This window comes from Pseudomonas sp. YeP6b, assembly GCF_025642995.1.
Lineage (GTDB): Bacteria > Pseudomonadota > Gammaproteobacteria > Pseudomonadales > Pseudomonadaceae > Aquipseudomonas.
Genome location: NZ_CP080090.1, coordinates 2974739 through 2996775 on the forward strand (window position 1 = coordinate 2974739; position 22037 = coordinate 2996775).

The 22037-nt window shown below is 57.4% G+C and carries 21 protein-coding genes; 12 read left to right on the plus strand and 9 right to left on the minus strand.

Going from position 1 to position 22037, the window contains the following annotated elements; genetic code table 11:
• Positions 1–10 precede the first annotated feature (10 nt).
• The 9 genes from KZH41_RS13325 to KZH41_RS13365 all read left to right on the plus strand — a co-directional run bounded on the left by KZH41_RS13325 (position 11) and on the right by KZH41_RS13365 (position 9050).
• The gene (locus tag KZH41_RS13325) at positions 11–1036 is read left to right on the plus strand and encodes a Gfo/Idh/MocA family protein (protein WP_094952511.1); all 1026 of its coding nucleotides are present in this window, start codon (positions 11–13) and stop codon (positions 1034–1036) included.
• 154 nt (positions 1037–1190) lie between these two features.
• Positions 1191–2219, plus strand: a complete 1029-nt coding sequence (locus KZH41_RS13330) for a Gfo/Idh/MocA family protein (protein WP_263274965.1) — start codon at positions 1191–1193, stop codon at positions 2217–2219.
• A 128-nt stretch (positions 2220–2347) separates the two neighbouring features.
• Positions 2348–2527, plus strand: a complete 180-nt coding sequence (locus KZH41_RS13335; protein WP_263274966.1) for a hypothetical protein — start codon at positions 2348–2350, stop codon at positions 2525–2527.
• A 48-nt stretch (positions 2528–2575) separates the two neighbouring features.
• Entirely contained in the window at positions 2576–3511 is a 936-nt protein-coding gene (locus tag KZH41_RS13340; RefSeq protein WP_263274967.1) for a sugar ABC transporter substrate-binding protein, read from the plus strand.
• Between the two features lie 63 nt (positions 3512–3574).
• Positions 3575–5128, plus strand: coding sequence for a sugar ABC transporter ATP-binding protein (locus KZH41_RS13345; protein ID WP_094952515.1), 1554 nt, complete (start codon positions 3575–3577; stop codon positions 5126–5128).
• A gap of 58 nt (positions 5129–5186) precedes the next feature.
• Positions 5187–6209: an ABC transporter permease gene (locus KZH41_RS13350; RefSeq protein WP_094952516.1), complete on the plus strand. Its 1023-nt coding sequence runs from the start codon at positions 5187–5189 to the stop codon at positions 6207–6209.
• A gap of 338 nt (positions 6210–6547) precedes the next feature.
• Positions 6548–6952 carry a TraR/DksA family transcriptional regulator gene (locus KZH41_RS13355; RefSeq protein WP_010564800.1) on the plus strand — a complete coding sequence of 135 codons (405 nt, stop codon included), beginning with the start codon at positions 6548–6550 and terminating at the stop codon, positions 6950–6952.
• A gap of 546 nt (positions 6953–7498) precedes the next feature.
• Entirely contained in the window at positions 7499–8731 is a 1233-nt protein-coding gene (locus KZH41_RS13360; RefSeq protein WP_371917703.1) for a methyl-accepting chemotaxis protein, read from the plus strand.
• A gap of 115 nt (positions 8732–8846) precedes the next feature.
• The gene (locus tag KZH41_RS13365) at positions 8847–9050 is read left to right on the plus strand and encodes a hypothetical protein (RefSeq protein WP_094952518.1); all 204 of its coding nucleotides are present in this window, start codon (positions 8847–8849) and stop codon (positions 9048–9050) included.
• Between the two features lie 6 nt (positions 9051–9056).
• Here the strand turns inward: KZH41_RS13365 and KZH41_RS13370 are convergent, their stop codons facing one another.
• The 3 genes from KZH41_RS13370 to KZH41_RS13380 all read right to left on the minus strand — a co-directional run bounded on the left by KZH41_RS13370 (position 9057) and on the right by KZH41_RS13380 (position 9983).
• Positions 9057–9293 carry a DUF2789 domain-containing protein gene (locus KZH41_RS13370; RefSeq protein WP_094952519.1) on the minus strand — a complete coding sequence of 79 codons (237 nt, stop codon included), beginning with the start codon at positions 9291–9293 and terminating at the stop codon, positions 9057–9059.
• A 73-nt stretch (positions 9294–9366) separates the two neighbouring features.
• Positions 9367–9597, minus strand: coding sequence for a hypothetical protein (locus KZH41_RS13375; protein WP_094952520.1), 231 nt, complete (start codon positions 9595–9597; stop codon positions 9367–9369).
• Positions 9598–9707: 110 nt separating this feature from the next.
• Positions 9708–9983: a hypothetical protein gene (locus KZH41_RS13380; RefSeq protein WP_094952521.1), complete on the minus strand. Its 276-nt coding sequence runs from the start codon at positions 9981–9983 to the stop codon at positions 9708–9710.
• 409 nt (positions 9984–10392) lie between these two features.
• Between KZH41_RS13380 and KZH41_RS13385 the strand changes: the two genes are divergently transcribed.
• Together KZH41_RS13385 and KZH41_RS13390 are read left to right on the plus strand one after the other, a co-directional pair.
• The gene (locus KZH41_RS13385; RefSeq protein WP_176463024.1) at positions 10393–10842 is read left to right on the plus strand and encodes a hypothetical protein; all 450 of its coding nucleotides are present in this window, start codon (positions 10393–10395) and stop codon (positions 10840–10842) included.
• Between the two features lie 132 nt (positions 10843–10974).
• Positions 10975–11991, plus strand: a complete 1017-nt coding sequence (locus KZH41_RS13390; RefSeq protein WP_094953797.1) for an ABC transporter substrate-binding protein — start codon at positions 10975–10977, stop codon at positions 11989–11991.
• Between the two features lie 126 nt (positions 11992–12117).
• Here KZH41_RS13390 and KZH41_RS13395 read toward each other — a convergent pair whose 3' ends face one another.
• Positions 12118–14244, minus strand: coding sequence for a TonB-dependent receptor (locus KZH41_RS13395; protein WP_263274968.1), 2127 nt, complete (start codon positions 14242–14244; stop codon positions 12118–12120).
• Between the two features lie 96 nt (positions 14245–14340).
• Positions 14341–14730 carry a DUF2946 domain-containing protein gene (locus tag KZH41_RS13400; protein WP_263274969.1) on the minus strand — a complete coding sequence of 130 codons (390 nt, stop codon included), beginning with the start codon at positions 14728–14730 and terminating at the stop codon, positions 14341–14343.
• Between the two features lie 93 nt (positions 14731–14823).
• Between KZH41_RS13400 and KZH41_RS13405 the strand changes: the two genes are divergently transcribed.
• Positions 14824–15261, plus strand: a complete 438-nt coding sequence (locus KZH41_RS13405) for a DUF3995 domain-containing protein (RefSeq protein ID WP_263274970.1) — start codon at positions 14824–14826, stop codon at positions 15259–15261.
• A 70-nt stretch (positions 15262–15331) separates the two neighbouring features.
• Here the strand turns inward: KZH41_RS13405 and KZH41_RS13410 are convergent, their stop codons facing one another.
• The 4 genes from KZH41_RS13410 to KZH41_RS13425 form a co-directional block, all read right to left on the minus strand.
• On the minus strand, positions 15332–15970 hold the full coding sequence (locus tag KZH41_RS13410) for a hypothetical protein (protein WP_263274971.1): 639 nt from the start codon (positions 15968–15970) through the stop codon (positions 15332–15334).
• 110 nt (positions 15971–16080) lie between these two features.
• Positions 16081–16377: a hypothetical protein gene (locus KZH41_RS13415; RefSeq protein WP_263274972.1), complete on the minus strand. Its 297-nt coding sequence runs from the start codon at positions 16375–16377 to the stop codon at positions 16081–16083.
• Between the two features lie 351 nt (positions 16378–16728).
• Positions 16729–17361, minus strand: coding sequence for a hypothetical protein (locus KZH41_RS13420; RefSeq protein ID WP_263274973.1), 633 nt, complete (start codon positions 17359–17361; stop codon positions 16729–16731).
• 3 nt (positions 17362–17364) lie between these two features.
• The gene (locus KZH41_RS13425) at positions 17365–21960 is read right to left on the minus strand and encodes an RHS repeat-associated core domain-containing protein (RefSeq protein ID WP_263274974.1); all 4596 of its coding nucleotides are present in this window, start codon (positions 21958–21960) and stop codon (positions 17365–17367) included.
• Positions 21961–22037: the final 77 nt, after the last annotated feature.

The following is a 22037-nucleotide window of genomic DNA, read 5'->3' on the forward strand; positions in this document are numbered from 1 at the left end:
GAGTGTTTGCATGTCTTTGCTTACTAATTCGTTGCGGATCGGTGTCATCGGTACCGGTGCGATTGGCCGTGACCATATTCGTCGTTGCAGCCAGACCCTGCTCAACAGCCAAGTGGTGGCGGTAACCGACATCAACCTTGAGCAAGCCGCCAAGGTGGTGGCGGATTTGAACCTTACCGCCGAGGTGTACGCGGACGGCCATGCGTTGATCAACTCGCCGCAAGTCGAGGCCATTTTGGTGACCTCTTGGGGCCCGAGCCACGAGGAATTCGTGCTTGCCGCCATCGCTGCGGGTAAGCCGGTGTTCTGCGAAAAACCCTTGGCCGTGACCGCGCAAGGCTGCCGCAAGATCGTCGACGCTGAAATTGCCTTCGGCAAGCGCCTGGTGCAAGTGGGCTTCATGCGCCCGTATGACGAAGGCTATCGCGCCCTCAAGGCCGTGATCGACAGCGGGCAGATCGGCGAGCCGCTGATGCTGCACTGCGCGCACCGCAACCCTACGGTGGGCGAGAACTACAAGACCGACATGGCGATCACCGACACCTTGATCCACGAGCTGGATGTGTTGCGCTGGTTGCTCGACGACGACTACGTGTCGGTGCAGGTGGTGTTTCCGCGCAAGTCGAGCAAGGCCCTGGCCCACCTGCGTGACCCGCAGATCGTGCTGCTGGAGACGGCCAAGGGCACGCGCATCGATGTGGAGGTGTTTGTTAACTGTCAGTACGGCTACGACATCCAGTGCGAAGTGGTGGGGGAGACCGGCATCGCCAAACTGCCGGAGCCTTCGCAGGTGCAGCTGCGCAGCGGGGCCAAGCTGTCGAATGCGATTCTGATGGATTGGAAGGACCGCTTTATCGGCGCCTATGACGTCGAGTTGCAGGCCTTCATCGATAGCGTGCGCGCCGGGCAAGTGGGTGGGCCGTCGGCGTGGGATGGTTTCGCCGCAGCGGTCGCGGCGGATGCGTGTATCGAAGCGCAGAGCAGTGAGCAGATCGTCAAGGTGAGCTTGCCGGATCGCCCACGCTTCTACGGCTAATCATATTTAGACAGGTGGAATGCAGTCGGTGTGGGAGCTGGCTTGCCTGCGATAGCAGTCTTTCAGTGACGGGTTCATTGACTGACACACTGCTATCGCAGGCAAGCCAGCTCCCACATTTGATTGGGTTTTCAGTTCTAGAAGGAGTGTATGTATGCGAATTGGACTAGTCGGCTACGGCCATGGCGGCCGCTTCTTTCACGCGCCATTGATTGCAACGTTGCCCGGCGCGACCTTTGTCGGCGTGGTGACGCGGTCACCGGAACGCCGTCAGCAACTGGCGACTGACCACCCGGGCCTCAAGGCGTTCGACTCCATCGGCCAGATCGTCGAAGCCGGCGTGGATGCCTTGGTGATTTCCACCACGCTCAAGGGCCGCCCGGCACTGGTACTGGAAGCTATCGAACACGGGGTTGCCGTGGTCAGCGACAAACCGTTCGCCAGCAACGCCGAACAGGCCCAGGCGTTGATCACTGCTGCCGAACGCCAAGGCGTGAAGCTCTGCGTCTACCAGAACCGGCGCTGGGACTCGGATTTCCTGACCTTGCGCAAACTGATCGACGCCGGTGCCCTGGGCCAGATCACCCGCTTTGAATCGCGGGTTGAGCGCTTCAGCCCGCAAGCCGTGGGCAATGCCAGCGGCGGCGGCTGGCTGCGTGACCTTGGCAGCCACTTGGTGGACCAGGCGATGCAGTTGTTCGGCCCGGTGGACCGGGTGTTCGCGCAATTACAGTTCAGCCCGGAACACCCCAGCCTCGACCACGGTTTTTTTGTTTCGCTGACCCACGCCAACGGCGTGATTTCCCACCTGTGGGGCAGTGCGCTGCAAAACAGCCAGGCCCCGCGTTTTCGCGTCAGTGGCACCCTCGGTTGTTACACCGTGGAAGGGCTGGACGGCCAGGAGGACGCGCTGATGGCCGGCAAGTCGCCGAAAACCGAAGGCGAGCATTGGGGCGCGGAAGAGCATCGGCGCTGGGGCTGGTTTGAACAAGGCGCGGAGCGCGAACGGGTGCCCTCGGAAAAAGGCTGCTGGACGCAGTTCTATCAGCAGTTGCAACGCGCTGTGCAAGGGCAGGGACCGCTGCCGGTGAACGCCTATGACGCACTGGAAACCACCCGTATATTGGACGCCGCACGCCTTAGTAACGAGTGGCAACAGGTGGTTTCGACAAAAATAGAATAAAATTCTAAAACAGGTTGATATGGAAATTATTTTCTAATAAAGTCTTTTCCAGGTTGCAAAAAGTACGCCTCGGGCTTGATCCAGGCGACTCAACAAAAACAAGATCAAAAACAACCAGGTACCGTCAGATGAAAATCTTCAACGCTGTACTGCGAGTTTTACGCCCCTCCAAAGCGCCAAGCGGTCTGCCCCGCGCCCGGCCGTTTTATTTTTCCTTCCTTAATGTGCTCTGCGTCGAAAACAAAGGCGCCCTGGTGTGCTGCATTCCGGGGGCACCGATCGTGCGACTGCCGACCTGCGCGCTCTGAAAAACGCAACGTCCAAAAAACCAACAAGAAATTGGAGACAGACCGTTCATGAAGACCCCGATTCGTTTCACCGCGCTGGCCCTGTCCATGCTGCTTGCCAGCGGTTTTGCCTCGGCTGCCGACATCAAAGTGGGTGTGACCATGTCCGCCTTCGATGACACCTTCCTGACCTACCTGCGCGAAGACATGGACAAGCAAGCCAAGTCCTATCCCAAGGGCGACGGCGTGCAACTGCAGTTTGAAGACGCCCGCGCCGACGTGGTCAAGCAACTGAGCCAGGTCGAGAACTTTATCAGCCAGAAAGTCGACGCAATTATCGTCAACCCGGTGGATACCGCCTCGACCAAGAACATCATCAGTGCAGCGACCAAGGCTGGCATTCCGCTGGTGTTCGTCAACCGCCGTCCCGACCAGAAAGACCTGCCTAAAGATGTGGTGGCGGTGACGTCCGATGACGTCGAGGCCGGTCGCCTGCAAATGCAATACATCGCTGACAAACTCGGTGGCAAAGGCAAGATCGTGATCCTGCTGGGTGACCTGGCGAATAACTCCACCACCAACCGCACCAAGGGCGTGAAAGAAGTCCTGGCCAAATACCCGGGCATCACCATCGAACAGGAACAGACCGGTACCTGGCTGCGTGACCGCGGCATGACCCTGGTCAACGACTGGATGACCCAAGGCCGTGAGTTCAATGCAGTGCTGGCCAACAACGATGAGATGGCCATCGGTGCGTCCATGGCCTTGAAGTCGGCGGGCACCAAGTCTGGCACTGTGCTGATCGCTGGGGTCGACGGTACGCCGGACGGCTTGAACGCGATTTCCAAGGGCGACATGGCCGCGTCGGCGTTCCAGGATGCGAAAGGGCAGGCAGTCGGTTCGGTGGAAGCCGCGCGCAAGATGGCCAAGCACGAGCCGGTCGAGCAGAACGTGATTATTCCGTTCAAGCTGATCACCCCGGACAACGTTAAAGACTTCAAGTAGCCCTTTATAACAACAATAAGCGAGCAGGGCGGCCACGGTCGCCCTGCTGATGGAGTACCCGATATGCTTGCTCAAGCGGTTGTCTCGCAGCCTCCCGGTATCCAGCCGCCGTCGCTGGAAGAACCCTACCTGCTGGAAATCCTCAATATCAGCAAAGGCTTTCCCGGCGTTGTGGCCTTGGCCGATGTGCAACTGCGCGTACGCCCCGGTTCCGTGCTGGCGCTGATGGGCGAGAACGGTGCGGGCAAGTCGACGCTGATGAAGATCATCGCCGGCATCTATCAGCCCGACGCCGGGGAAATTCGCCTGCGCGGCAAGCCGATTGTGTTTGAAACGCCGCTGGCGGCGCAAAAGGCGGGGATCGCGATGATCCACCAGGAACTTAACCTGATGCCGCACATGAGCATCGCCGAAAATATCTGGATCGGCCGCGAGCAGCTCAACAGCCTGCACATGGTCAACCACCGTGAAATGCACCGCTGCACGGCTGAGTTGCTGGCGCGGTTGCGCATCAATCTGGACCCTGAAGAACAGGTCGGCAACCTGAGCATCGCCGAACGGCAGATGGTCGAGATTGCCAAGGCGGTGTCCTACGACTCCGACATCCTGATTATGGATGAACCCACGTCGGCCATTACCGAGAAGGAAGTGGCCCACCTGTTTTCGATCATTGCCGACCTCAAGTCCCAGGGCAAAGGCATCGTCTACATCACCCACAAAATGAACGAAGTGTTCGCCATCGCCGATGAAGTGGCGGTGTTCCGTGACGGCCAGTACATCGGTTTGCAACGCGCCGACAGCATGAACAGCGACAGCCTGATCTCGATGATGGTCGGTCGTGAGCTGAGCCAGTTGTTCCCGGTACGTGAGACGCCCATTGGCGAACTGCTGCTGTCGGTGCGCGACCTGCGCCTGGACGGCGTGTTCAAGGACGTGTCCTTCGACCTGCACGCCGGCGAAATTCTCGGCATCGCCGGGTTAATGGGCTCGGGGCGCACCAATGTGGCCGAAACCATTTTCGGCATCACCCCAAGCTCCGGCGGCCAAATTACCCTCGACGGCAAGCCGGTGCGCATCAGCGACCCGCACATGGCCATCGAGAAAGGGTTTGCGCTGCTGACTGAGGACCGCAAGCTCAGCGGCCTGTTCCCGTGCCTGTCGGTGTTGGAAAACATGGAAATGGCGGTGCTGCCGCATTATTCGGGCAACGGCTTCATCCAGCAGAAAGCCCTGCGCGCCCTGTGCGAAGACATGTGCAAGAAGCTGCGGGTGAAAACCCCGTCGCTGGAGCAGTGCATCGACACCTTGTCCGGCGGCAACCAGCAGAAAGCCTTGCTGGCGCGCTGGCTGATGACCAACCCACGGCTGCTGATTCTCGATGAGCCCACCCGGGGCATCGACGTCGGTGCCAAGGCCGAGATCTATCGTTTGATCTCTTTTCTCGCCAGCGAAGGCATGGCGGTGATCATGATTTCCTCCGAGCTGCCCGAAGTGCTGGGCATGAGCGACCGGGTGATGGTGATGCACGAGGGCGAACTGATGGGCACCCTGGACCGCGCGGATGCGACCCAGGAAAAAGTCATGCATCTGGCCTCCGGTTTGACCGTAGTCCACTGACGAACAGCAGCGTGGGCCTGCGGTTGGCCTGTGCCACAGAATAAGAAGGTGATTGGCAATGAACGCAATAACAGACAACAAGCCTGCCACGGCACCGGTCAAGAACCGCAGGCGTTTGCCCACCGAATTAAGCATCTTCTTGGTGCTGATCGGTATCGGCCTGGTGTTTGAAGTGTTCGGCTGGATCGTGCGCGACCAGAGCTTCCTGATGAACTCCCAGCGCCTGGTGCTGATGATCCTGCAAGTGTCGATTATCGGCCTGCTGGCGATTGGCGTGACCCAGGTGATCATTACCACCGGTATCGACTTGTCTTCCGGCTCGGTGCTGGCGTTATCGGCGATGATCGCCGCGAGTCTGGCGCAGACTTCCGACTTTTCCCGGGCGGTGTTTCCCAGCCTGACGGATTTGCCGGTGTGGATCCCGGTGGCGATGGGCCTCGGGGTCGGGCTGCTGGCGGGGGCGATCAACGGCAGCATTATCGCGGTGACCGGTATTCCGCCGTTTATCGCAACCTTGGGCATGATGGTGTCGGCCCGTGGCCTGGCGCGTTACTACACCGAAGGCCAGCCGGTGAGCATGCTCTCGGATTCCTACACCGCCATCGGTCATGGCGCGATGCCGGTAATCATCTTTCTGGTGGTGGCGGTGATTTTCCATATCGCCCTGCGCTACACCAAGTACGGCAAGTACACCTACGCCATCGGCGGCAACATGCAGGCGGCGCGCACCTCGGGGATCAACGTCAAGCGCCACCTGATCATCGTCTACAGCATCGCCGGGTTGCTGGCGGGTTTGGCTGGCGTCGTCGCCTCGGCACGTGCCGCGACGGGCCAGGCCGGCATGGGCATGTCCTATGAGCTGGATGCGATTGCCGCCGCCGTGATCGGCGGCACCAGCCTGGCGGGCGGGGTAGGGCGTATTACCGGTACGGTGATCGGCGCGTTGATCCTCGGCGTGATGGCCAGCGGGTTTACCTTTGTCGGGGTGGATGCGTATATCCAGGACATCATCAAGGGCCTGATTATTGTGGTGGCGGTGGTGATCGACCAGTATCGCAACAAGCGCAAACTCAAACGCTGAAGCGCAGTTGCAAGCGGTAAGCCACACGCTGCAAGTTAGACGAGCTTTACAGCTGGTCGCTTGCAGCGTGTGGCTTATAGCTGCTTAACGAACTTTCCTGCTATAAACGCACTCCGATGACCATTCGCCAAGCCCGTCCTGGTGCCTTTGGAGGTTAATTGGGAAAAAATGCCTGTCATTTCAGTTGCTGAGCCCTCAAGTCGGCCTTAGACTGCCGCCCCTCGTAAATTGAGTGCCGGGTGGCGCTTGAAATGGAAGGCGCCTTTCCGAGGCCTGCAACGGTCTGCCGAAACGCTCCCTTATTCGCCTTAATGCACGTATTTTTTATAGAGAAATCAATGACAAAGGAAAAGTTGCTGGCCATGCCGGCGGATGACTACATGAATGCCGAACAGCACGCTTTTTTCGAGCAGCTGCTGCAAGACATGAAAGTGGAACACCACGAGCGCATTGAACAGAACCGCATCGCCATCGAAAGCCTGGACACCCCGGCTGACCCGGCTGATGCCGCTTCCGTGGAAGAAGAGCGCACCTGGTTGGTTAATGCTATCGATCGCGACCAGCGCATGCTGCCGCAGCTTGAGCGCGCCCTGGAACGCATCAAGGAAGATTCCTTTGGCTGGTGCGACGACAGCGGTGAGCCTATCGGCCTCAAGCGCCTGCTGATCAGCCCGACCACCAAGTACTGCATCGAAGCGCAAGAGCGCCACGAGCAGATCGACAAGCACCAGCGCCAAGCCTGATGGGCTGAAGTTGGGCGCTGTGCATGCAGCGCCCAAGAGAAATACCGGTTACGCCCAGGTCTATTGATCTGTTGCAAGCGCCTCCTCTAATAGCCCATAGATAATGGCCTGATAGTGGCGTTTAATGCAGCAACAATAACGACAAACAGTGGGGTAACGATGATGGCTGGAGACGGATCTCTGATGGGCGCAGCAGTGCCACCGCAGACGGTGGCGCGCGTGCTGCCCGGCTGGCTGATGCCGCTCCTGCAGAGCACCGCCCTGGTGCTGGTACTCCTGGGCCTGGCGTTTGCCGGCTGGCCGATCTACCTGTGCCTGCCACTGGCCTTGCTGGTGATCTGGCTGCCTCGCGTTAAAACTCAAAAGCCCGTACTCACGCCGTCAGCCGCGTCCGATGCGATGGGTGAACTGACCCGCGATCTCTCCTACACCACCAGCCATAACGCGCTTTCCGCTGCCGGCGTGGCCTATTCGGTCAAGCAACTGGCGGCACGCTTGCAGTCACAGTTGAGCGCGGCCAAGCAAATTGTTAGCAGCGCCGAAGTCATGATCGGTACCGAAAAGGTCACCTCGCAGCTCAGCCGCCAAGCCCTGGGCGCAGCCACCCAGGCTCACCAACGCAGCACCGAAGGGCGCGAAGTGCTGGCCCAGTCCATCACCCGCATGCACCAACTCAGCCAACGCGCCAATGCCAGCCGCGAATTGATCGAGGCGCTGAGCCAGCGCAGTGAAGAAATCCAGCGCGTGACCTTGGTGATTCAATCCATCGCCAGCCAAACCAATTTGCTTGCATTGAACGCGGCCATTGAAGCCGCGCGCGCCGGTGAGCACGGGCGCGGCTTTGCTGTGGTTGCCGACGAGGTGCGTGGCCTGGCCGGGCGTACGGCCATGGCCACCGATGAGGTCGGGGTGATGGTTGCTGATATCCAGCATCGCACCGCGCAAGTGGTCGAGCAGATTCGCCAGTTGTCGTCGGACCTGCACACCGGCGTCGAACAAGTGGAACACGCAGGCGAACACTTGCAGAGCATCGCCAGCCTGGCGGCGGACGTGGAAGGGCAGGTCAATGAGATTGCCCAGGGCACCGACACCAACCGTGTGCAACTCGACAGCTTGTTCCATGCCGTGGAGCAGATGCGCAGCGACCTGACCGTGAGCGACCTGCAAACCCGCCAACTGGCCGATGCGGCGGTGCAGATGGAAGGGCAGGCCGAAACCATCAGCGAGCGCTTGGCCGAAGTCGGGTTGGATGACTATCACCAGCGTATCTACGACCTGGCCCGCGAAGGCGCAAACCGCATTAGCGAACAGTTCGAGGCCGATGTAGTGCAAAACCGTATCAGCCTGCAGGACTTGTTTGACCGCAGTTACACGCCGATCCCGAATACCAGCCCAAGCAAATATCACACGCGTTTTGACGGTTACACCGACCAGGTATTGCCGGCGATCCAGGAAGCGCTGCTGCCGCGTCATGAAGGTTTAGTGTTTGCGATTGCCTGCACACCTCAAGGTTACGTGCCGACGCACAACAAGGCGTTTTCTCACGCCCTGACCGGTGACGCGCAGATCGACGCGGTGCAGAACCGCACCAAACGTAAGTTCGAAGACCGCACGGGCATTCGTTGCGGCAGTCATCAGCAGGCTGTGCTGTTGCAGACCTATACCCGTGACACCGGCGAGTTGATGCACGACTTGTCGGTGCCGATCATGGTCAATGGCCGGCATTGGGGTGGGTTGCGCCTGGGCTATAAACCGGAAGGGGCAAAGGCCGCGCGTTAGGGATTGTTGCTGATTATGCAATGAAGCTATTCCTGGGATAGCTTTTTCCAACTGGAATAAAGCCGTAGCATGGCCAACATTGTTAGCCAGCTAACTAATGCTGCGGAGAAGCTCCATGCAAAACAAAGTCGATGTCGCCGTGATGATCGGCAGTGGTGTTCCCGAAACCCTGCGTGCGTTGGGTCAGAAAGCCTGTTGGGTGGTGCTGATCAATGGCGAGCAGCGCGGCACGGCGTTCGCCAGCCGTGATGAAGCGCAGGAATGCAGGGCTGCCTGGCAAGCGCTGTTGCGCCTGGAACAGTCAGACAGCCTACATTGAGGGGTATTACTGGGATTGATGTAGGCGCTGGTTCAACTCGTCCACGGGGATGGCCCATTCGGCGTCCTCACGCAGCTCTTCCTTCAGAAAATTCGCCTGTTGCGACGTCCAGAAGGGCGCATCGATCAGTTTCACATCTTCGCCCAGCGGGTGTGCGCCGATGAATGCGTCGATGGCCTCGGGGGTCGAATCCAGGCCCAGTTGTTCAAACAGGGTTTCGAGCGTCGGGATTGGCGCGTCCATATTTCAGTCTCCATGCAAGGTGATGGTCGTTGTGCATGTGAGGCTTGGTGCGCGGCAGAGTTCTATCGGCGTGTCAGGAATTGAGTGCACCTGAGTCCACAGCGGTTTTCAGGGCCTTGGCGGCATCTTTTGCCGCAGTTGCGGCGGCGTCGACAGTTTTGAACCAACGGTCTTTTTCTACCTGGTGTGCTGTGACAGTGGTCAGCGGTGGTTTGGCCCGCATGATGATCACCGCTTGAAATTCACCGTCTACTTCCCTCGCATCGCCATGGATAAAAAATTCGCCAATATCAAATTCCGTCACGTATAGCCTTCCCTTCAAGGTAACTGCACTGATGAAACCTGACCCCTATGGGGCAAACTTCAATGGACGCGGTAGTATGGCAGTTGTTGAGGGGCGACGGCGCAGTAAAGTCATCCAGATGACGAAACGAGCCCTGCGTGAGGGGCGTGCAGGCTGGCTTCGAGTTTTTTGGCCAACTCGCAGGCTTGGATGTGGTTGCTGCGAAAGCCTTTGATCCTGCCGCTGGTGACTTCCAGGATATGAAAGAAATTACGCCCAGCAGGTACAACTTGGTAAAGAACAGAATTGGAGTACCCGCTGTCGCTTTGCAAGCAGTAGTATTGGCGCTCGTCTGGGCATGATGAGCGAGTGCTGGAAGACATTACGGCGTGTTGACGTGGTTGCATGGTCAGCTCCTGTCGATCGATCTTGTTGACCCACCAGCAGCGTTTCGGGTGGTTTTGTCCCCTGTTGCTGTTTTAGTATTGTCGTTGGCAGTCGATGCTTGGTTCCATGCCAAGTATTTTGTTATGTGTTTGATGTCGGAAACTGCGCTTTTTATTTGGGTTATTCTCTGAAGCTGGTCGGCCCGTATTCTCGGACCGTTGAACCTGTGATTTGCTGTGGGGCCTGAAGACCTTCGTCAGGTCCATCTCGCATGTCTGTACTAGTCTTACGACGCGGCAGCAGGATCTCTTCAGTTTTTTAACGCGTGTGTGATCGTGCCGTTACGGCCGTTTTTTTGTGCTGCCCGCTCTGGCGGTTGGTACTCTTTTTTGATGTGGGGGCGTTTCCTTGGCAGTCAGTAATCTGGATATGCACGCGTTGTTCGTGTTGGGTGATTTGCGCGCAAAGTTGGTCAAGCAGTTTCAATCCCGTTTTGTTTACATCACAGAGCAGACGCCGGAAGGCATCTACATCGCCGAAATCGATACCGAGACGGCGCTGGTCGTGGATGACAAGCAACACCTGGAACTCAAGGTGGGCGATCATTTTCGCGCAGCCGTGTTGCCCAGTCGCGAAGGTGGAAAGTTCGAATTGAAGTTCCGCGATATCAAGTTGACGGTGTATGGCTTGGGCGATTACGCCTTTGTTTCCTCGGCCGAAGGCCAAGGCATCGTGTTCAAGGAAGGCCACAGCGTGATGCTGGTATTTGCCGCCAACGAACAACTGCAGGAAGGCCTGACCAAAACCCTCAAGGCCGTGACCGGCAAGGCCGCCAAGTGGCGCAAGGGTGAATTGGTAACGTTCAAGGCCAGTGAGTAGTCGATAAACCTCGGGTGTATTTATGCTCTCTCGGAACCCCTACTACAGTTGAGTTGACTTAACTATTCAGAGGCTTCGCGCATTGGCAGCAAAGCCGTCCGCTATGGCTGCGAAAACGCGAGGTGCAAAGGCATGAAAGGATTGAGAACCCTATTGGCAGCGTCCCTGACGGCCTTGAGCCTGTCGGTGGTTTCATTGCCGGTATCGGCTGCCCAGGCACCGGTGCATTTCGCCGACCTGAACTGGGAAAGCGGCAGCCTGATCACCGAAGTACTGCGCTTTATCGTCGAGAAGGGTTACGACCTGCCCACCGACACCTTGCCCGGCACCACCATCACCCTGGAAACGGCCCTGGCAAAAAATGACATCCAGGTGATCGGTGAAGAATGGGCCGGCCGCAGCCCGGTGTGGATCAAAGCCGAGGCCGAAGGCAAGGTGGTGGGCCTGGGCGACACAGTCAAGGGCGCTACGGAAGGCTGGTGGGTGCCGGAATACGTGGTCAAGGGCGACCCTGCCAAAGGCCTCAAGCCTCTGGCCCCCGAGCTTAAAAGCGTACAGGACCTGGCGCGTTACAAGGACGTGTTCAAGGACCCGGAATCTCCAGGCAAGGGGCGCTTTCTCAACAGCCCGATCGGCTGGACCTCGGAAGTGGTCAACAAACAAAAGCTCAAGGCTTACGGCCTGGACGACAGCTATGTGAACTTTCGCAGTGGTTCGGGCGCCGCGCTGGATGCCGAAATTGCCTCATCGATTCGTCGAGGCAAGCCGGTGTTGTTCTACTACTGGTCGCCGACGCCTTTGATGGGGCGCTACAAACTGATCCAGCTGGAAGAACCACCGTTTGACGCCGATGCCTGGAAGACACTGACCGACGCGGAGAACCCCAACCCTAGGCCGACTCGGTCGTTGGCGTCCAAGCTGAGCATTGGCGTGTCGACGCCGTTCCAGCAGGAACACCCGCAGATCGCCGAGTTTTTTACCAAGGTTCAGTTTCCTATCGAGCCGCTGAACAAAGCCCTGGCTGCGATGAGCGAGAACCACACGGCGCCACGGGAAGTGGCTCAGGTGTTTCTCAAGGAGCATCCAGAGGTGTGGAAGGCGTGGTTGACGGCGGATGTGGCGCAGAAGGTTGAAGCGAGTTTGCGCTAACACGGTATGCAGAACCCTGTGGGAGCCGGGCTTGCCCACGATGGCGGTGTATCAGTCATGTATGTGTTGACTGTCACACCGCCATCGCGGGCAAGCCCGGCTCCCACAGTTGATTGCATGGCAGGCTTAGAACTTGGTTTGAATCGCCACCTCGAAGGTCCTTGGCGACCCCAGGTAATACGCCGGCGACACATGCGCAAACTCGGCATACACCTCATTCGTCAGGTTGCGCACGCGGCCGGTCACCGAGGTGTGCGAGTCGACCCTGTAGCGCAGGAACGTTCCGAACAACGTGTAGGCCGGCACCGTCATGGTGTTGGCATTGTCCGCATACACTTGTGCGACATACCGCGCATCCACGCCGCCTTGCCAATCTTGCGTGAAGTCATAGGTCAGCCATAGGTTGCCTACGCGTTTTGGCACGTTGGTCGGTGTATTACCCTTGCGCGAGACCACGGCGCCGCTGGCGATTTTCTCGTTGAAGTCGTCGTATTCAGCATCCACCCAGGCAAAGTTACCTTCCGCCAACAGTTTCGGTGTGATGCGCAATGAGCTGGCCAACTCGATCCCCTTGGACGACTGCGCCCCCACTGGGATGCTGTTGTTCGGGTCTTGCGGGTCGGTGACGGCGAAATCCTTGCGCTCGATCTTGTAGGCCGCGACCGTGGCCGAACCGCGACCCTCCAGGTACTCAAACTTGCTGCCCACTTCCCACTGTTTGCCGGTTGATACGTCGAACACTTGAGTGGTGGTCGATGGCTGCTCGGCCGCCGTGCTGTATTGCACATACACATTAGCCGAGGGGATGAACTGGTAGGTCAGTCCAACACGCCCGGTCACCGGTTCCCAGCTGCGCTTGAAGTGGCGTGGGTTGGTGGCCGTCACTTTGCTGTGGTTGGTTACGTCCAAGTCGATAGCGTCGTAACGCAGGCCGGTGAGCAGTGACAATTTATCGGTGAGGCCAAGGCGATTTTCCACGAACAAGGCTTTGGTGGTGACTTCGTTGGTCTTGTCCTTAATAAGCCCGGGTTTGGTGCCGGGGATGTCGTAGAAGTGCCCAGGGTTGTAGTTGTTCGGGTCTACGGTGCTATTGCCCGGTTGTTTCAGCGGGTAACTGGTGGTGCTGTTGACCTTGTACTCAAAACCGCCGGACCAGGTGGTGGACAGGCCGAAGAATGTGTCGTCATGGCGCAACTCGAACTGGTTGCCGTTCTGTGCGCCCTGATGGCGCACTTGGTAAGCGGTCGAACGGTTCACTGCGCTGTTGTCGGCGTTGTACTGGTAGGTTTCCAGGTTGCGGTAATCGCGCTGGCTGTCCAAGTGATAGAGGGTGTTCTTCAGCGTGGTGCTGTCGTTGATTCGATAGTCGATGATCGAACGTGCCCAGATCGTGCGCTGTTCGTACCGGCCATCGGCAACATTGTAGTTGTTGAAGCGGTTATGCCGGTCGATCTTCAGCTCACCGGCCTTGGGGTTGAGCACCGGAGTGCCCCAGTACGGGCTGTCTTCCTGTTCGTCCTGGTATTCCAGCGCCAGGGTGTGGGACAGGTTGGGGGTCAGGTCACTGAGCAGCGAAAACGCCAGGCTCCAGGCTTCACGCTGGTCGCGGTCGATGTAGCTGTGATTGGTGTTGCGGCTGACGTCCAGGCGCGCGTAATGCTGCACCTCGGCGCCCGGTTCTGTCAGCGCGTGGTTGAGGCCGAAAGCCATGCCGGCGGTGTCGTAGCTGCCATAGGTGAGCTGGCCTTCGGCGGCTTGTTCCTCGCGGGTTGCCAACTTCGTCACGTAATTCAGCGAACCGCCCACGGAGCCGGCGCCATTGATCAAGGAGGAGGGGCCGCCGACCAGTTCAACGCGGTCATAGATCCACGCATCCACTGGGCGTGCCAAGCCGGTGGCGACGTTGATGCCGTTGAACATCTGGGTGATCTGGCTGCTGGTAAACCCACGGTAGGACACAAACCCGCCAAACCCCGGCGGCGCGCTGGCGTTGACGCCGGGCAACGTGTTGGCCGCATCGCGAAAGGTCTTGGCGCCATGGCGCTCGATATCGTTACGAGTGGCGATGGCCACCGACGCCGGGGTTTCCCGCACGCTCAGGCCGAGGCGCGACGCCATGCCGCTGGATTGATCCAGGGTCAGGCCGGGCTCTGCGGTTTGTTCGCCATCGATGGTGGTAGGCGCCAACTCGAGCGCCCAGCCACAGACAGGCAGGCAGCCGAACAGGCCCGCCAACAAGGATAAATGTTTCATGGTTGAATCCTGAAAAACTTGGCTTGAAAAACAACGCACAGCCGCGCGTATTCCCCGATGGGAACGTTGGCCGGTGCAGATCAGAAAGCGAAGGGGTCAGGCGAAAGCGGGAGGCGCGCGCGGGTTGGCCGTGGGCCAGGTGAAACGGGCAGGGATATCAGCGGCGAGAACCACCGCCGGTGGCGGCGCATGGGGTTGTGGCAACACCGCCACATTCAGGTTGGAACTCAGCGCCGGGCCCATGCCGCCGGTCGAACACAGCGGGCAACCAAACGCCTTCGACAGCGTCGGCAGGTTCTCATCCGTGGAGTTGCTCTGCTTGGGCGCCTGGGTACGCGGGTCCACCGTACAGAACTGCCCGCTGATACCGTTGAGCTGCATGCCCACCATCTGCCCATGACCAATACTGCACGCGAACACATTGAACAGGACGCAGCAATAGAGCATCCAGGCAATGAGCGAGCGGTCGGCACGAGCGATTTTCATGGGGCGGCACTTTACCATCACCCGCCGACGAAATACCCACAAAAAATCTCAGGGCGACTATCATCACTCGCACATTTTCAGGGAGCGCCCGCCATGAGCTTTGTCATCGCGCGATGGATCGTTGGGGTTTTTACCTGCATCAGCATGGTGCACCTATACTGGGCCGCTGGCGGCAAACTCGGCAGCCTTGCCGCCATCCCCCAACTGCCCGGCGAATTCGCCCACGGCCCCCGACCGGCGTTCAAGCCCTCATCGCTGGGCACGTTCCTGGTCGCAATGGGCTTGGTCGCGATAGCGCTGCTCGTCTGCCTGCGAGCCGGGCTGTATTTTTCGCCGGTGTCCCATGGGGCGTTGCAATGGGGGATCAGTGCGATAGCCGTGGTGATGTTCGCCAGGGCGATTGGGGATTCGGAGTTGGTGGGGTTTTTCAAGAAGGTGGGTGGGTCGAGGTTTGCAAGGCTGGATACGTATTTTTATTCGCCGTTGTGTTTGGTGTTGGGGGTGGGGTTGTTGGTGGTGGCGTGGGGGTGAGGTGGGACTGAGCGATGCGAAATGTAGCTAATTGGCTCAATTCTATCCTTTTTTTTGAACAGCTCGAAAGTTAAGAGTTGATGAAGCAATAAACGTCTTCAGCGCTTATTTTTCCAGATGCTATTTTGTTTGCCGCTGAAGTGACTTCGTCTTTATGTTCGGTCGAGAATAAAAGCTGGGCCGCTGCATGTGTATCGCTTTCGTAAAACCGACATAGAATCACGTCTGGATGTGCTTCTAAATAATCGCGGATTTTTACGGCAGTGATGCCCTTTTCAAAAGTTGTCATACTGCTCCAGAGGTCACATATTCCCGTGCTGGATTGTTGAAGTAATAAAAAAACGTCATGCGAGCCCTCCAGGGCCTGATGGTCTATTTTTCTCGGGTCATGCGGTCGATTTTTGACAATAGAGTAAACGCTGCTGGCTTCATTTTTTTTGAAAAAATCTCCATTTTTAAGTTCGCTGGATAAGCTTCTTTTCAATAGGTATTCTTCAGCTCTCGAGTTGAATTCCGCTCCGCCTATCGATCGCCATTCTCGCTTAAAGGGCCAATTTTTTGAGAGTGTTTCCGTGATATGGCACCAGGAATTCCAGACGCTGACGAAGTCGTGATCAATCAAGGTCATCGTAGTGGAAGCGGGGTCTTTTATCTGGTCCTTACCTTCCCATGGTTTGACTCCAGGCTCATCTATGTAGAACGTTTTCATTTCTATCTCTTGAAGTGATTTTGAGTCGTCGCCGATCTTTTAAGATGTCTTAATGTCACGCGCTTGTATTGTTGCTGGGCGAAAATGGCGTTGGTTTTAAGTTTCCAGGGTTAAAAAAAGAAAAATAATCCTGTGTTTTTATTGATTGCCAATACGTTTAAGTGAATCAATTTATTTAGTGTTTTTGAATTTTCAGGTCTTAAATGTGTCTTCAGTATTTTCAAGGTTTTGCTTAGATCTGCAGGAGTACTTATGATTTCGTCCTCATATTCATCGATTATCTTTCCAGCTTCAATATTTATGCTTTCTAACGCGCCAGACTCTAAAAATTGTTGGTATTCTTCTTGCGTAAGCTTCGCACTCTCAAGTAGAGCGTCGGGGCAGTTGTTTATGTCTAGCAATTTCATTGCTTCTGTCGTGAGCGGCACGCAAATTGTCTTCATTTACTTGGAGGCTCATTGAAATGGGTGGCTTCCTTGTAAAGGAAGGGCATACAGAGATAAAAACTTACCTTTGAGTTCAATATAGGCTGATTTTGATTTTGCAGTGAGAAAAAAGTATCCGTTTTACTTCTGTGTTACTACGCTAAAAATCTCTCTGCGAGGGAGGTTTGTTATTTATAAGTCTCTAGTTTTGGAGTGGGTCAGCCCAGTTCTGCTATGTGTTATAATCTTCGTCTTTCCATTTTCCGGGCAGGCGATCATGAAAAACGGGTATGGCAAAGCCGACTCCAAAGAGGCGGGATCATTTTCTATAACTCAGCTGTGTATGTAACTGTAGACGTCTTCTTGCTGAATTTCTTTGATTTCCATCCTGCTAATTGCATCGTTTAGGAAGGGCAAATGCTCTGAGTGGAAGAAAATTTGGGCTACTCCGTGTGTTTCTGCGTCATAGAAGCTGAACGCTAGTACGGTTCGGTCTGCCAATATGAGCTTGAAATCATCTGATGTCGATAAGTGGCTTAGATTACTAAGATTGTTCCATGCGTCGCTGGGTTCGCTGTTTTTTTTCTGCATAAGTGTCACGGTGTAACGATAACTAGTGAGTGCGGTCGGGTCTATCTGATCAGGTTTTGAACTCAAGTGCTCTATTCCAGAATAGATCGAGGTTGCCTCGTTTTTTCTAAAAATGTCTTTGGGGCTTGATGTTTTTGCGAAATTTTTTAAAGCCAGATATTCCTGGGTTTTACTTTCGTACGGGAATCCCACGGTGTACCACATTGTGATTGTTGGCCATTCCGAGGTCAGTGCGGATGCAAGTTCGCACCATGTTTTCCAAACATTTTCAAAGTCCTGGTTTAGTAGGGAAATTGTCGAAAACTCGTGCTCGTTGGTCGCGTATAGCTGACCCCATGGGTGAATGCCGACTTCTCGGATGAAGACGGTTTTCATTAGTCACTCCTTAAAGTATGTGTGAGAGTCATCGCCGATTTCCAGTGGGACTTTACGGTGTTTGATAGTTGTTTCAGTATTGAAATGGGGCGCATGATTACCTTTCTTGTGCCCAAGGGAGTGTTCGCGAATTTCAATTTTTCGTTCGCGTAATCTAAACTCATAGACACGTCCTTGTGTATAGCGATTTTGATCGGTAAGTGTCTCTCGATAAACGCGTGCCGGATGTTGGTGTTTAGGGATGCCGCCAATTTCTTTCGCCCTTCTGAATGCCCCATTTCGGGAGAGTTTACTGTCGGCCCCTATGGGGGCTTCGGGCTCGTGCTCGTTAACACGAGCTGCGTAGGATGGCTCCTCAATGTTATGTGTCGGTTTACATCCGTTTCCACCCGGACACCGATTCAGTCCCAGCGGGTCTACCCACCCCGTAGGGTTAGGCACGTACTGGTACGCGTTGATCCCACCCGCCAGCTTCACCGGGTCGGGAGTCAGGTAACGACCAATATCTGGATTGTAGTAGCGATGGCGGTTGTAGTGCAGCCCGCTTTCCGGGTCGAAGTATTGGCCTTGGAAGCGCAGCGCGTTGTCGATCTTGTTTATGTCGAGGCGGCTGATTTGGCCGTAGGCGCGGTAATGCGCTGACCAGACGATTTCGCCGTTGGGGGCGGTGAGTTCCTGCGGGGTGCCGAGGTGGTCGAGTTGGTAGTGGAAGGGCTGGGTGTCTTTTGGGCCAAACCCTTCCAGCAATGCCAGCGGACGAAAGCTGTCCGGTTCGTAGAGGTAACTGCGATGGCGATCTGCGTGATGTTCCGCAATCAGCTTGTCGCCTTGCCAGAAAAACTCCGTGGTTATGCCGTCGACGGTTTTGCTGATCCGCCGCCCAAACGGGTCATAGCGGTAGCTGGCCGTTTGCCCGTTCGGTTGGGTAATGCCGATCAGCCGGTGTTGGCAGTCGTAGCGGTATTCGGTGACGAGTTGGTGTCCCTTGCCGCGTCTTTGGCGAATGAGGTTGCCGAAGGCGTCATAGTCATAATGATGATCGCCCTGAATCATCAACCGATTCCCCGCCACGATGTCCGGGCCGGGTCGATCCTGCATCAGCAAGTTGCCCGCCGGGTCATGGCCAAATCGTTCCTGCACGTCTTGCGAGTGGTCGGCCCGAGTCAGGCGGGCGAGGGGGTCGTAGTGGTAGTGGTGTTCACCTTTGCGAGCGTCTAGCAGGCGGGTCAGGTTGCCGGTTTTGTCGTAGTCGTAGTGGCGGCTATAGAGGTCATGGTTTTCTTGAGTCACCGCGTGGGCGTGCAGGCGGTTTTGCTCGTCGTAGTGGTAGTGGCTGAGGAGCTGGCCTTGTTGGCGTTGATGCTCGCGGCCGGTTTTGAATAGATGGGAGGTTAGCAGCGCACCATTTAACTCGACGGTGGCGAGGTGGCCGCCTTTGTCGTGGTTGAAGGTGAGACGATTGTTGTCCGGCAGGCGCAGGTTTTTCAGCTGGCCGCAGGCGTCGTAGCCGTAGCGCAAGGTGCCCCAGCCTTGGTGTTCGGCGGTGAGGCGGCTTTGGGCGTCGTATTCGTAGGCTAGCGCCCAGTGGCCGTCGTCGACGCTGAGGAGGTTGCCCTGGCGGTCGTAGGCATAGTCAACAACACAGCCGTCGGGCAGGGTTTTTCGTACGAGGCGGCCGGAAGGGTCTCGCTCGTAACGGGTAAGAAGCTGACTGCCGTCGTCGCCGTGTTCGGTCTTTTCCAGCAGGTTGCCGTTGAGATCGTAAACGTAGGCGGTGCGCTGCCCGTCAAAACCGATTTCCTGCTGGATCAGCCCGTTGGGGTGGTAATCAAGTTCGTAGGTTTCGCCGACTTCGTTTTCGATCTCGGTCAGCAGCAACCGGGCGTTGTCGTAGCGGTATTTGACCTGGGTGCCGTCGGCATTGATACGGCGGCTTATCAGGTGCAGGCCGTCGGCGTATTCGTAGCGGGTGACGTGGCCGAGTTCATCGCGTTCGGCGGTGATTTTTCCGTAGGGGTTGTAGCTGTATTCCCGCGTGGCGCCGTCTGGAAGTACGGCGCGAACCAACCGACCCACACCGTCCCACTGGTACTGGGTCAGCGCGCCATGCTCATCCTCACGCGCAACCTGTCGTCCAAGATCGTCATAGCGATACCGCTTGATACCGCCATTCGGCAGTTGTTCTTCAACGAGCTGCCCACGCTCATTCCAAACCAGCCGGTGACAACCGTTATCTGGGTACCAAACCCCAATCAGTTGCCCGTGTTTGTTGTACGTATAGTCCGTAACGTGGCCATCAGGATCAGTCTTACGCGTGACGTCGCCCTGATCATTACGCTCATATTTCCAAACCGCCTCACCACGCCGTACGACCCGTACGAACCCGTTGTCATGCTCGTAGGAAGTCGGCTCATCCTCCCCCGGAAACAGCGCCACCAAACGTCCGGCTTCGTCGTACTGATACGCCGTCACCGCCCCGAGCGGGTCCTGCTCGACCGTCAGCCGGCCTTTGGTATCGTAGGATTTGAAATGTTCAGCGCCATCCGGATCAATGCGCTGCACCAGCCGCGCCCGCTGGTCATGGACATAAACTTCCTGGCTACCATCCGCGTTGTGAACCGTAACCTTGCCGCCGTCCTCCCACGCATACCGCGTGTCCATCTGTGAAAAGCTGGCCCAATGCCGAACACACCGCGCCGCCTTACCAGCCCGTTCCCACTCCCAAAAGAAACTCGCCCCACCGGCCAGCTGCCGCTCAAGAATGACGTGCTGATCGTCGTACCGATAAACCTCACGTTCGCCTACAGCATTGGTCGCTGAAACCAGTCGTCCAGCCTCGTCATAGCTGTAGGAAACGACGTTCTGCTCTGTCACCCAAACATACGGTTCACGCCCTTTGGCACGATGAACCTGATAGTCAACGGCAACAATGCGACCGAGTTCGTAGCGTAGAAATAGCGACCGACCCGCACCGTTATCCAGCCGCTCAACCCGCCCCAAGCGATCACGAGAAATCCGCAGCCGGTTGTCATACGCATCGCTGATCGCCGTCAGCACACCGTCGCGAAAGTGATAAAACCGTGACGCCTGAGCCAGCACCAACTCATCAGGCAGCGACCCCAAGTAAATCGCCGCTTCGGCCAAGCTATTGGTGATCGCCGGTCGAGCCACCGTGGGCAAGGGCAGGGCAGTAGACCGGTTCTCATGATCCGTCCAAACCACCGAATCCCCCGCAACCACCAACCGCTGCGCCAGCGAGTGACTCCAACCAAACCCCAACCCACAATCCACTTCCACCGCACTGGTGCGGTACAACCGGGTCCACTCAAACGGCAATATCCCATCCAGCGCGCCATCGGTAAGAGTCAGCAACTCCTCGCCGGTGACCATCGACACCGGGCAGCCATTAGTGGCCGTCTTATCCGCAGGCGCCGCCGCATCTCCCTGCGGATTCTTCCCCGCAACAGGCACATCATCCACATGCTCTTTGTGCTTCAACACCGCGTTCTGCCGCGCCCGCCAGCGCATCTGCATCGTGCCTTGCTTCAGCCCACCGACCACGCCGCGAACCGCCACGGCCTTATAGCGATCCACCGCCTGCATGAACTGGGTCAGAATCGCCAGCAGGCTCCTGACAAAGCCAACGGCCGCCTCAAGAATCCGCGCGCCATACTTGACCAGCCGCAAGCTCAGATACGCCACACCCGCCGCTGGCAGTGCGATCATCAACACTGCGCCAATCACCAGGTCGATCAGCAGCGACACCACAAACCCCGCCGCCACCTCGGCGATCTCGCCAGGCGGCAGTGCGTCCAGCCACAGCATCGCCGTGCGCACCATCAGGTACAGCGCGGCCTCATCGCTGGCGAGCAACATGGCCTTTTCCATGACTTTGGGTGCATCGGTGGCCAACTGCGCCAACTTGGCCGCCTCGTTGCCGAGTTGTTCGACGTACTTCAGCGGGTCTTCAAGAATCGCCTGCACCAGCTTGATGCTGTCCCACACGTCGCGGATCGCCGCCCAGCTGCCGGCCAGCACGCCGCTGCCAATCGCGCTGGCGGTCGATTGCTGCCAATAGGGTTTGAAGTCGTTCCATTGCTCGCGCAGCCATTGCTCGAGGTCCGCCGTCAGCCCGGCGTAGGACGCAAACAACGCGTCCACCTGTTGAGTCGACGCGCCGCCTTGCACCCGCACTTGATACCGCCCGCCGGCCACGCAGGTATGCGAGCCTTTGCCGTGCTCATCGAGCATGACAACGGTGGAACTGCCGTCCTCCAGCCGAATCACCTCAACCGGGATGTCACCGATCGGCACGTCGTACACTGACTCGAATAGGCTCTCGATCTTCAGCTCGCCGCCCAGCGGGCACATGACGACGGTGCCCAGAACATCCGGGTCGGTCATGCTGACCGTGGTCTGTGAGGCCCCCACCCGCAACACGCGATCCATGCCCAGCAGTGACGGCAAATCCGTTGCGTGGCTGACCGAGTCCAGCGCCCGCGCGTACCAGGCCCCCATCTGCTGGCGATACTCCGCCAGGCTCAGATGGAAGCCGTTGAGTTCATGTTCGATAAAGGCGATGTGGGCAGCGTTGGTCATCCGTGACGTCTCGGCAAAATGGCAAGGCGTCGGAGCATGCCGCAGGAAAAAGCGCCTGGATGAACGGCTGGGAAAAT